We start from the raw sequence: 11,763 nt of genomic DNA on the forward strand, positions 1-11,763 counted from the left end.
CGCGAGCTCGGATCCACTGTTGGACCGTTGCGAGTGACGTCGCGTCCGAAGGCCGGCCCCGGGCTCGCCGCCGCCTTCCGATCCGGTGATCGCCGGTTCGGAGCCGGAAGCCGCGCGGGTCTTGTCAATCGGCTACCGGCCAGTTGAGCTCGGTGCGCAGGTCACATGGATCCATCTCGGGCGAGGGCTCGGTGACGTAGAACTCCCATCGAGCCGTTCCTGGAGCCAGACCCCGTTCCTGGATCCAGGTGCGCAGTCGCTCCCAGGAGGAGCCGAGCCCGTCGAACCCGCCGACGTGGACCGCGCGCGCGACGTGCCCGCCGGGAAGCGAACCGGCGATGACCTCGTCCTCCGGCCGGATGGCGGGATCGGTGACGAACCCGACCTCGAGGTCGACCGTGTCGCCTGGATGGCCGCGGTAGAGGCCGAATGCGGGGCTCACGATGTCAACCCCCTGAGTGGAGATCGTCTCGGCCAGCATGCGGAAGGACCTGTCGAAGAAGTTGCGGAGATCGGCCATCGCGACGACGCCACGGATGACCGCCGTGGTCGCGGGGTGAACGCTCACCAGTTCCGGCTCGGACGCGCCGGTCTCGATATCGGGTCGGCTCCCGGTCATAGGTTTCCTCCTGGGCTCGCGTGCGTGCTCATGACCATGGACCAGATGGCGACGCGGAACTCATCGCTTGCTGCCATTGAGACGTGCGGCCTGTGGACAACGAGCATACTCGAACTGATGTTCGAGTATGCTCGTTGTCATGGGCTTCAACAATCCCGACGTCAGCTGGGCGGAGCTGGAAGCGATGCTCTCGGGTCGTCCGCGCGACGGCGCGTGTCTCGCCGGGGGCCCGGCAGGGATGTCGCGGGGCGACGGTGGTGACAGCCCGGCGTGGTCGCGCAAACGCGAGCCGTACCGGGCGCCGCGGGATCCGGGGGCGCGCCGGCCTGTGGCGTGTACGCCGTATGCCGAGCTGCACTGCCACTCGAACTTCAGCTTCCTCGACGGCGCGAGCCATCCCGAGGAACTGGTCGAGCAGGCGGCCCGGCTGGGGCTCGATGCGATCGCGCTCACCGACCACGACGGCATGGACGGGGTGGTCCGCTTCGCCGAGGCGGCGGCCGAGCTGGGGATGAAGACGATCTTCGGAGCGGAGCGGAGCGGAGCTGAGCCTGGGGCTGAGCGCACCGCAGAACGGGGTTCTCGACCTCGAGGGCAGTCACCTGCTGCTGGCCCGCGATCCGGAGGGCTACCGGGCGTTGTGTCGCACGATCAGCGCCGCCCAGCTGCGCGGCGGGGAGAAGGGACGCCCGGTCTATGACCTCGACGAAATCGTCGCCGATACCGCGGGGCACGTGCTGGCGCTCACCGGCTGCCGCAAGGGCGCGGTCCAGCAGGCCCTGCGCCGCGGCGGGCAGGGCGCGGCGGCGCGCGCCCTGGACGATCTGGTCGATCGGTTCGGCCGCGAGCACGTGGCCGTCGAGCTCACCCACCACGCGCGGCCGGGCGACACCGAGCGCAACGACGCGCTGGCCGAGGTCGCGAGGCTGGTGGGAGTCCCGACGGTGGCCACCACCGCCGCGCACTACGCCGCTCCCGGCCGGTTCCCGCTGGCCTGCGCGCTGGGCTGCGGTCCGGGCCCGGCGCAGTCTCGACGAGGCCGACGGCTGGCTCCCGCCGGCCGGCACCGCGCATCTGCGCGGCGGCGCGGAGATGACGGCCCGGTTCGAGGCTCGCTATCCGGGTGCGGTGGCGCGGGCGGCGGCGTTCGGTGCCGACCTCGCCTTCGAGCTTCAGCTCATCGCCCCGGATCTGCCGCCGTTCCCGGTGCCTCCCGGACACACCGAGGCGAGCTGGCTGCGCGAGCTCACCTACCGGGGGGTGGCCCGGCGCTACGGCAGCCACGCCGAGTACCCCGAGGCGGTCGAGACCGTCGAGCGGGAGCTGCGGATCATCGAGGCCAAGAACTTCCCCGGCTACTTCCTGATCGTGCACGACATCGTGGAGTTCTGCCGCCGGGCCGACATCCTCTGCCAGGGGCGGGGCTCGGCGGCGAACTCCGCGGTCTGCTACGCGCTCGGCATCACCCAGGTCGACGCGGTGGCGGGCGGTCTGCTGTTCGAACGCTTCCTGTCCCCGGCCCGCGACGGCTACCCCGATATCGATCTGGACATCGAGTCGGGGCGTCGCGAGGAGGCCATCCAGTACGTCTACGGCCGCTACGGGCGGGGCTGCGCCGCGCAGGTGGCCAACATGATCACCTACCGGCCGCGCTCCGCGGTCCGCGACATGGCCAAGGCGCTGGGTTTCTCCCCTGGTCAACAGGACGCCTGGAGCAAGCAGATCGAGCGCCGGCACGGGTTCGCCGTCGGTAGCACGCCCGGGGCCTGCCGTCACAGATGCTCGCGCTGGCCGGCGAACTGCTGGGCTTCCCGCGCCATCTGGGCATCCACTCCGGCGGCATGGTGATCTGCGACCGGCCGGTCTCCGAGGTCGTTCCGGTGGAGTGGGCGCGAATGGCCGGCCGCACCGTCGTGCAGTGGGACAAGGACGACTGCGCGGCCGCGGGGCTGGTGAAGTTCGACCTGCTCGGGCTGGGCATGCTGACCGCCCTGCACAAGATGATCGACCTCGTCGCCGCGCATCACGACCGGCGGGTCGAGCTGCACGAGCTGCAGCCGAACGACCCCGAGGTGTACGAGATGCTGCGGCGGGCCGATTCGGTCGGGGTGTTTCAGGTGGAGTCCCGGGCCCAGATGGCGACCCTGCCCCGGCTGCGGCCCCGCAGGTTCTACGACCTGGTGGTGGAGGTCGCGCTGATCCGGCCGGGTCCGATTCAGGGTGGTTCGGTGCATCCCTACATCCGGCGCCGCAACAAGCTGGAGGCCTGGGACTACGACCATCCGCTGCTGAAGGGTGCCCTGGAGAAGACCCTGGGGGTGCCGCTGTTCCAGGAGCAGCTCATGCAGATCGCGGTCGATGTCGCCGGGTTCTCCGCCGCCGATGCCGACGAGCTGCGCCGTGCCATGGGCACCAAACGCTCGACGGAGAAGGTGGAGCGGCTGCGCGGCCGGTTCTTCGCCGAGATGGCCGCCAACGGGATCACCGGCGAGGTGGCGGACAGGCTCTTCGGCAAGATGCTGGCCTTCGCGAACTTCGGCTTCCCGGAGAGCCATTCGATCAGCTTCGCCTCGCTGGTCTACTACAGCGCCTGGTTCAAGCGCTACTACCCGGCGGCGTTCTGCGCCGCGCTGCTCAACTCCCAGCCGATGGGCTTCTACTCGCCGCAGTCGCTGGTCGCGGACGCCCGGCGGCACGGGGTGGTGGTGCGGCCCGGATGTCAACCTCGGTGGCGCCGACGCCGTGCTGCAGGCCGACCCGGGCAGCGCGGGCGGCCAGGCGATCCGGCTGGGGCTCGGTGAGGTGCATACCGTCGGTTCCGAGCTCGCCGAACAGGTCGAGGCGGAGCGAACGCGCGGCGGACGCTATCGCGACCTGGCTGATCTGGCTCGCCGGGTGCGGCTCGCCGCGCCGCAGGCCGAAGCGCTGGCCATGGCGGGGGCGTTCGGCTGCTTCGGGATCGACCGGCGCTCGGCGCTGTGGGCGGCCGGGGTGGTCGCGGCCGTGCGACCGGAGCACCTCCCGGGTGCGGCGGTCGGGATCTGTGCACCCCCGTTGCCGGGGATGACCGATGTGGAGACGACCGTGGCCGATGTGTGGGCGACCGGGATATCCCCGGACAGCCATCCGATCCAGCATCTGCGCGATCGGCTCGACGCGCTGGGCGCGGTGCGGATCGACCGGCTCGACGAGGTGGGTAGGCGGGCGATGGCCGGGACCGCGAGGCGGGCGGGGCATCGGTCCGATCGGCGGGTCGACAGTCTCGACCCCTACGACCCCGATGTCCGCCCGCCCCGGGTATTGGTCGGCGGGCTGGTCACCCACCGGCAGCGGCCGGCCACCGCGGGCGGGGTCACATTCCTCAACCTCGAGGACGAGAGCGGAATGCTCAACATCACCTGTTCGGAGGGGCTCTGGGCGCGCTACCGGCCGGTGGCGATCGGAAGCTCGGCGCTGCTGGTCCGCGGCCGGCTGGAGCGCAGTCCAGAAGGCGTGCTCAACCTCGTCGCCGACCGGCTGCAACGGCTCACGCTCGCGGTGCCGGTCGTCCGCTCCCGGGACGTCCGGTGAGGGAGCCCTGGGACCGGGCACCCGCGGTCAGGCCTCGCGGCCGCGGGTCGGCTGCCCGGTCGTGGATGCGACCCAGGACACCACCTGTGTGCGAGGAGAAGTCGAGCTTGCGCAGGATTCGCTCGACGTGCCCGTCCACGGTGCGCCGCGAGCGCGACCTGCCGCTCGCGAGCGGTCAGGGGGGAGGCCACCTCCGGCAGCGGGGAGGACGGCTGTGCGGTGGTCGCCGAGGTCCGGCGGGCCGGCCCGCGCCGCCATGTCCAGGCCGAGCCGCACGGCCTCCGGCCCCCCGACCCCCGCGTAGCGGGCGCGGATCTCGGCGGCGCGCTCCGCGCCCAGCTCGGCGTCGATCCGGGCGGCGCAGGCCTGCCCGTCCGCGAGGGCGTGCGGCCCGAAGGCCGCGAGCGTCGTACCGAGGTGCTGCCACACCGAGCGCGCGATGCCGGCGAGCGCAGCAGCGTTCTCGAAGTGCCCGTAGGCCGTCGCCACCCAGGAGATCACCTCGGTGGACAGGGCGGTGCACACGCCGTCCCGGAAGTCGCATTCGATCTCCATCACCCCGGTGATGGCCGACTTGGCCTCGCCGAGGTTGTCCTGGTGCAGGTGACAGATCGCCGACACCCAGAGGGCGTAGGCGTGGCTCCACAGCTCGCCGTGCCGGGAGCTCAGCTCGAGTACCTCCTGGCAGGTCTGCAGGGCATCCCGGCGGTTGCCGGCGTACTCCTGCGCCATCGCCAGCTGGAAGGCCGCGGTGAGCTCGGCGGCGAGATCACCCACCGACCGGTGGATCCCGATCGACCGACCGTAGAGCTCGATCGCCTCGGGCAGGTCGCCTTCGAACAGGGCGAGCAGCGCGCCCCAGTGCGTCGCATGCCCCGTCATCGCCCGGTCGCCCAGGTCCTCGGCAAGCCGCGCGCATTCCTGCTGGTACCGGCGGGCGACGGTGCGATCCCCCTGGATCAGGGCCACCCAGGCGGCGACCCACAGCGCGTCGCCGCGCTCCGGGACGCCTGCCTCGAGCCGGTCCAGCAACCGCTCGAGCCAGCGCCGCCTGTAGGTCAGGAAGCCGCCCGCGATCCAGTGGTAGCGCAGCTCGGACGCCAGCCGGGCCCCAGCCGCCGCCTCTCCCGGAGTCTCGGTCGACCAGGCCAGCGCGGCCAGCAGGTTCGGGTGGTCCGCACGCAGCATGGCGAGATCGTCGGCCTGGTTCGGGCCGCGCCACCGGTCGACCGTCATCGCCGCCCGGCGACCGTAGTGGTCGTCCACTCCCGGGACGTCCGGTGAGGGAGCCCCGGGACCGGACGGCGTGAGGGTCGAGGTGGCTACCTGACGACCGGGTTGCCCAGCGGCAGGGCCTTGCCGCCCAGGTCCTGCCGGATCGAGGTGTTGCCGGTGGTCATCCCGAGGAAGGCCAGCACGAACGTGATGTCGATGACCGTGAAGCCCAGGCTGAACGCCGGTGGCAGCCGCAGGGTCGCCAGGGTCAGCAGCACGAAGGACAGCAGATAGGTCGCCTGCACCTAAGCGACCTGGCCAACCGCGACGGCCGGGATCATGCCACCCGGCAGCGATGCGGTGTCGAGGTATCCGATGAACCACAGACCCAAGGTGAGGGCGCCGGGTAGGAAGGTCATCAACCCCGAGCAGAATGGAGTTGCCCGCCGGTGGGGCAGAGGTCACGATCGGCCTCGTCGCCGATCGTCGAGATCGTGCGGGAGCTCATAGCGGCGGGCACCTGCCCGATCGGTCGGATCGGCCCTCCTACTTGGGGGATGCCACCTGGCCCTTGCGGCGACCCGCGGCCCGCGGAGCGGTCGAGGATTCGCGCCCTCTGCGAGAATGGGCCGCGTGACGGCGACGGTGATGGACGGCCGGGCCACGCTGGACGCGATCCTCACCGAGCTCGTGGGCCGGGTGGAGAAGCTGGCAGCGGCCGGGGTGATCCCCGGACTGGGCACGGTTCTCGTCGGCGAGGACCCGGGATCGCGGTCCTACGTCCGGGCCAAGCACCGCGACTGCGCGAAGGTCGGCATCGCCTCGATCCAGCGCCAGTTGCCCGCCGAGGCGAGCCAGGCCGACGTCGAGCGCGCGATCGACGAGCTCAACGCCGACCCCGCCTGCACCGGCTACCTCATCCAGCTCCCGTTACCGAAACCGCTCGACTCCGGTGCGGCGCTGGAACGCATCGATCCCGCCAAGGACGCCGACGGGCTGCATCCGGTGAACCTGGGCAGGCTGGTGCTGGGCAAGCCGGGCCCGCTGCCGTGCACGCCGCGCGGGATCGTCGAGCTGTGCCGGCGCTACGGCGTCGAGCTGAACGGGGCGCGGGTCACCGTGGTCGGCCGTGGCGTGACGGTCGGCCGCCCGCTGGGCCTGCTGCTCACCCGGCGCAGCGAGAACGCGACCGTGACGCTGTGCCACACCGGCACCCGCGACCTGGCGGCGGAGGTCCGGCGAGCCGACGTCGTGGTCGCCGCGGCGGGTTCCCCGGGACTGATCACCGCCGACATGGTGCGGCCTGGCGCGGCGGTCCTCGATGTCGGGGTCACCCGCACCGACCTCGGGCTCGTGGGGGATGTCAGCCCGGAGGTCGCCGAGGTGGCGGGGCTGCTGGCCCCGGTGCCGGGAGGCGTGGGTCCCATGACGCGGGCGATGCTGGTGACGAACGTGGTGGAGGCAGCCGAACGGAGCTTGTCGGAGTGAGCATCGGCACCGAACGGAGCTTGTCGGCGTGAGCCTCTTCCGTCGCCGTGACCTGCGCGCCCAGCTCTCGATGCACGGACCGCTGCTGCTGGTGATGCTGATCATGGTGTTGGGCTTCGTGCGGGTGCTCACGGCCCACTGGCGGGAAGGATCGGTCCTGCTCGGCGGCGCGCTGCTGGTCGCGGCGACGCTGCGGATCCTCCTCCCGGACGACCGGATCGGTCTGCTGGCCATCCGCAGCCGGGTGATCGACGTGTGGTGTTACACCGGGTTCGGTCTGGTCATGATCGCGCTCGCGGTGACCATCACCCGGGCCACGCTGACCGCCCCCTGACGGGCAGCGACGGCTGGGCGCCGCAGCTGAGGCGACGGCACCATCGGAGGATGACCGAGGAGCGCACGGCGCGGATCGTCGACACCCTGGTGGACGCCTTCTCCGACCTCATGGCGGTCGCTCCAGCCGCCTTCCGCACCAAGTTCCGGAAGATGGCGGCGGACCCGTTCGCGTTCTACCGGGGCAGCGCCTGCCTGTTCTACGCCGACGTGGCCGGGCGCGCGGACCCGTGGGCCGACGAACGCAGCGGTCGCATCTGGATCCAGGGCGACCTGCATGCCGAGAACTTCGGCACCTACATGGACGGCGACGGGGTCCTGATCTTCGATGTCAACGACTTCGACGAGGCCTACCTCGGCCACTTCACCTGGGACGTCACCCGGTTCGCCGCGAGCCTCGCGCTGCTCGGCTGGCGCAAGGCGATCTCCGATGGGGACATCACCGCCCTCGTGCGCTGCTATACCGAGGCCTACCTCGACCAGGTCCGCCTCTTCCTCGACGAGGCCGACGAGCGGGGCTTCGCGCTGCGCCTGGACAACACCGACGGCCCGCTGCAGCAGGTGCTGCAGCTGGCCAAGCTGCGCACCCGGGTGGCGTTGCTGGACAGGATCACCGAGACGGAGGGTGTCGACCGGATCCTGCGGCCTGGTCCCGGCCTGCGCCGCCTCGACGACGACGAGCGCGGTCGCGTCACCGAGGCCTTCGAGCGCTACCTGGGCACGATCCCGGAGTCGAAACGCTTCCGCGGCGTGACCTACGCGATCAAGGACGTGGCCGGCCGCAGCGGCCTGGGCATCGGCAGCGCCGGGCTGCCCGCGTACACCGTGCTCATCGAGGGGTTCAACCAGGCCCTGGACAATGACGTCGTGCTGTCGATGAAGCAGGGCAACGTGGCGGCGCCGTCGCGGGTGGTGACCGACCCCGCCCTCGCCCGGCATTTCCGGCATCACGGGCATCGCACCGCCGTCTCCCAGCGTGCGCTGCAGGCGCACGCCGACCCGCTGCTCGGCTACACCGACCTCGACGGCGTCGGTTTCGTCGTCAACGAGATCTCGCCTTACGCGACCGACCTGGACTGGTCGGAGCTCACCGAGCCGTCCGAGATCGCACCGGTGGTCGAGTACCTGGGCCGGGCCACGGCGAAGGTGCACTGCGTCGCGGACTCCGACGCCGACCACTCGCTGGTCGACTTCCAGACCGAGGAGGCGATCACGAACGTGGTCGCGGGCCGGGAGGAGGAGTTCATCGACTGGGTGACGGCGTTCGCGCAGGACTACGCCGGCCAGGTGCGGACCGATCACGCGTTGTTCGTCGATGCCTTCCGCAGCGGGGCGATCCCCGGGGTGGCGTCCACCGGCTAGCAGTACGCTCGTACCGGATACCACGAGTTTCCCGAGAGGAGAGCCCGGCCGACATGGCGAAGATCAAGGTCGAGGGCACTGTCGTCGAGCTCGACGGCGACGAGATGACCCGGATCATCTGGCAGTTCATCAAGGACAAGCTGATCCACCCGTACCTCGACGTCAACCTCGAGTACTACGACCTGAGCATCGAGTCCCGAGACAAGACCGACGACCAGATCACGATCGACGCCGCGAACGCCATCAAGCGTCACGGCGTGGGCGTGAAGTGCGCGACGATCACGCCGGACGAGGCCCGCGTCGAGGAGTTCGGTCTCAAGAAGATGTGGCGGTCCCCGAACGGGACGATCCGCAACATCCTCGGCGGCGTGATCTTCCGCGAGCCGATCATCATCTCGAACATCCCGCGGCTCGTCCCCGGCTGGACCAAGCCGATCATCATCGGCCGCCACGCGTTCGGTGACCAGTACCGCGCCACCGACTTCCGGTTCCCCGGCGAGGGCACGCTGACGGTCACCTTCACCCCTGCCGACGGCTCCGAGCCGATGCAGCACGAGGTGTTCCAGGCCCCCGGTTCCGGTGTGGCCATGGCGATGTACAACCTCGACGAGTCGATCCGCGACTTCGCGCGGGCGTCGATGAACTACGGGCTCACCCGGAACTACCCGGTGTACCTCTCGACCAAGAACACGATCCTCAAGGCCTACGACGGCCGGTTCAAGGACCTGTTCGCCGAGGTCTACGAGACCGAGTTCAAGGACAAGTTCGAGGCGGCCGGGCTCACCTACGAGCACCGGCTCATCGACGACATGGTCGCGGCCGCGTTGAAGTGGGAGGGCGGGTACGTCTGGGCCGCCAAGAACTACGACGGCGACGTCCAGTCCGACACCGTTGCGCAGGGCTTCGGTTCGCTGGGTCTCATGACCAGCGTGCTGATGACCCCGGACGGCAAGACCGTCGAGGCCGAGGCCGCGCACGGCACCGTCACCCGGCACTTCCGCCAGCACCAGGCCGGGAAGCCGACCTCGACCAACCCGATCGCCTCGATCTACGCCTGGACCCGTGGCCTGGCCCACCGCGGCAAGCTGGACGGCAACACCGAGCTGATCGGCTTCGCCGCCGCGCTCGAGGACGTCGTCGTCAAGACCGTCGAGAGCGGCAAGATGACCAAGGACCTCGCGCTGCTGGTCGACAAGGACGCGCCGTTCCTCACCACCGAGGAGTTCCTGGCCGCGCTGGACGCGAACCTGCAGGCCGCCAGGGCCTGAACCGGCCGCTCGCGCGACGAGGGCGGGTGGTGGGGTGACCGGCCCCACCGCCCGCCCTTGATCATTCCCCCGATCGACGCCGTCACCGACCCGTTGCACTCCGCTACGGTGATCCCAACTGCGCGCCGGGAGAGGTCATGGCCAAGATCAAGATGCCCAAGCTGGAGGCGTCGACGTTCCGGGGGTGGACGTTCGTGCTGGTCGCCGGGGTGGTGCTCACGGTGCTCGCGATGATCGATCGCGGCGGGCTCACCGGCCTTGCCACCGGCAGGACGGGGTGCGTCATGACCGTGACGGCGACCGAGGTCAACATCCGCTCGGCGCCCGGTACCGAGCTGGCGCCGGTCGGCGTCCTGCGGGAGGGCGACCAGGTCGACGCCGAGCGCGTCGTCACCAACGGGTTTCGCCAGCTGGCGGGCGAGGATCGCTGGGTGTATGACGCGAGCCTGACCCCGACCACGGGTAGCCGCTGTTGATCCCTGAACTGTCGGCCACCGAGCCGGGCCGCGGACCGCTCACGGTCAGCTCCGTCAACGTCAACGGGATCCGGGCGGCCGGACCGAAGGGTCTGACCGCGTGGCTGGCGTCGAGTACCGCGGACATCGTGTGTCTGCAGGAGGTCCGGGCCCGCCCGGAGGATCTGCCCGCCGGCCTGCTCGCCACCCTCGACGGTCTCGGCTGGCAGCTCACTCTCGCGCCGTGCGAGACCGCGCCCGGCCGCAGCGGCGTCGCCGTGCTGACCCGCATCGAGCCGGAGGCGGTGCGCATCGGCATGGGGCTGGCGGAGTTCGCGGGCTCGGGGCGCTACCTCGAGGTGGATCTTCCCGGGTTGACCGTCGCCTCGCTGTACCTGCCCAAGGGCGCCGCGGGCACGCCCAAACAGGACGAGAAGGACCGGTTCCTGGCGGGGCTCGCCCCGTATCTGGCCGAGCGCAGGGGGAAGGCCGCCGCGGAGGACCGCGAGGTGCTCGTGTGCGGCGACTGGAACATCGCCCATACCCGCGCCGACCTGCGCAACTGGCGTGGAAACGGCAAGAACTCCGGGTTCCTCCCGCACGAGCGGGAGTGGATCGGGTCGCTGTTCGCGTCCGGCTACGTCGATGTGGTGCGGATGCTGCACCCGGACGTCGACGGACCGTACACGTGGTGGTCGTATCGCGGGCGGGCCTTCGACAACGACACCGGCTGGCGCATCGACTATCAGGTCGCGACCCCCGGCCTCGCGGCCCGCGCCCGCAGCGCGGCGGTGGAGCGCGCGCCCAGCTACGACCGGCGCTGGTCCGATCATGCGCCGGTCACCGTGCGGTATCGGCGCTGAGCCGCGACGGCGCGGATATCCCCGAGTCGCCGGCGGGGCGACATGGTCGAATGCCCGGGTGAGCAGTTCGCCGAATCCTGAGCCGAGTGGGGCGATCAGCCACCCCAACGTGGACCGCGTCCGTGCCCACCTGACCGCGGCCGGGGCCGACCCGGCCAGCGTCGCGGGGCTGCGGATCCTGCCCGATGCGGCCGCGACGGCGGCCGCGGCGGCCGCGGCCCTCGACGTCGAGGTGGGGCAGATCGCGAACTCGTTGGTCTTCGATGCCGACGGGACTCCGTTGCTCGTCCTCACCTCCGGCGCCCACCGGGTGAACACGGCCACGATCGCGGCGCTGATCGGCGCGCAGCGGGTGCGGCGGGCGAGCCCGGAGTTCGTCTACGCCGCCACCGGGCAGCGGATCGGTGGGGTCGCGCCGGTCGGGCATCCCGAGCCGTTGCGCACACTGGTCGATCGCGCGCTGGAGCGCCACCTGCAGATCTGGGCCGCGGGCGGGATCCCGCACGCGGTGTTCCCGACGACCTTCGCCGAGCTGTTGAAGGTGACCGGCGGAACGCCCGCCGACGTCGCTTGACCGCGCCGAGCGTGCA

10 protein-coding genes and 1 pseudogene are annotated in these 11,763 nt (G+C 71.0%); 8 read left to right on the forward strand and 3 right to left on the reverse strand.

What is annotated here, in order from left to right:
- Positions 1-124 precede the first annotated feature (124 nt).
- Entirely contained in the window at positions 125-619 is a 495-nt protein-coding gene (locus G567_RS0105810; protein ID WP_037055915.1) for a GyrI-like domain-containing protein, read from the reverse strand.
- Between the two features lie 139 nt (positions 620-758).
- Between G567_RS0105810 and G567_RS26965 the strand changes: the two are divergent.
- Positions 759-4,189 (forward strand): annotated as a pseudogene (locus tag G567_RS26965) (error-prone DNA polymerase).
- Between the two features lie 27 nt (positions 4,190-4,216).
- On the opposite strand, the gene G567_RS26970 reads toward G567_RS26965, so the two are convergent.
- On the reverse strand, positions 4,217-5,425 hold the full coding sequence (locus G567_RS26970) for a hypothetical protein (protein ID WP_161631670.1): 1,209 nt from the start codon (positions 5,423-5,425) through the stop codon (positions 4,217-4,219).
- Positions 5,426-5,511: 86 nt separating this feature from the next.
- Complete coding sequence (locus G567_RS35990; protein WP_028929250.1) at positions 5,512-5,709, reverse strand: hypothetical protein; 198 nt, start codon at positions 5,707-5,709, stop codon at positions 5,512-5,514.
- Positions 5,710-6,037: 328 nt separating this feature from the next.
- On the opposite strand from G567_RS35990, the gene G567_RS0105845 reads away from it, so the two are divergent.
- From G567_RS0105845 to G567_RS0105875, 7 genes are all read left to right on the forward strand, one after another.
- Positions 6,038-6,892, forward strand: a complete 855-nt coding sequence (locus tag G567_RS0105845; protein WP_028929251.1) for a bifunctional methylenetetrahydrofolate dehydrogenase/methenyltetrahydrofolate cyclohydrolase — start codon at positions 6,038-6,040, stop codon at positions 6,890-6,892.
- Between the two features lie 28 nt (positions 6,893-6,920).
- On the forward strand, positions 6,921-7,226 hold the full coding sequence (locus G567_RS0105850; RefSeq protein ID WP_307724106.1) for a DUF3017 domain-containing protein: 306 nt from the start codon (positions 6,921-6,923) through the stop codon (positions 7,224-7,226).
- A gap of 50 nt (positions 7,227-7,276) precedes the next feature.
- Complete coding sequence (locus G567_RS0105855) at positions 7,277-8,587, forward strand: DUF2252 domain-containing protein (RefSeq protein ID WP_028929253.1); 1,311 nt, start codon at positions 7,277-7,279, stop codon at positions 8,585-8,587.
- Positions 8,588-8,640: 53 nt separating this feature from the next.
- Entirely contained in the window at positions 8,641-9,855 is a 1,215-nt protein-coding gene (locus tag G567_RS0105860) for an NADP-dependent isocitrate dehydrogenase (RefSeq protein ID WP_028929254.1), read from the forward strand.
- A gap of 137 nt (positions 9,856-9,992) precedes the next feature.
- Complete coding sequence (locus G567_RS31820) at positions 9,993-10,331, forward strand: SH3 domain-containing protein (RefSeq protein ID WP_051232340.1); 339 nt, start codon at positions 9,993-9,995, stop codon at positions 10,329-10,331.
- Positions 10,328-11,173: an exodeoxyribonuclease III gene (locus G567_RS0105870; protein ID WP_245585552.1), complete on the forward strand. Its 846-nt coding sequence runs from the start codon at positions 10,328-10,330 to the stop codon at positions 11,171-11,173. Before G567_RS31820 ends, G567_RS0105870 begins: the two co-directional genes overlap by 4 nt.
- A 109-nt stretch (positions 11,174-11,282) precedes the next feature.
- A complete protein-coding gene (locus G567_RS0105875) occupies positions 11,283-11,747 on the forward strand; it encodes a YbaK/EbsC family protein (RefSeq protein ID WP_028929256.1) in 465 nt (154 codons plus the stop codon).
- Positions 11,748-11,763 lie beyond the last annotated feature (16 nt).

It is taken from the genome of Pseudonocardia asaccharolytica DSM 44247 = NBRC 16224 (assembly GCF_000423625.1).
Taxonomy (GTDB): Bacteria; Actinomycetota; Actinomycetes; order Mycobacteriales; family Pseudonocardiaceae; genus Pseudonocardia; species Pseudonocardia asaccharolytica.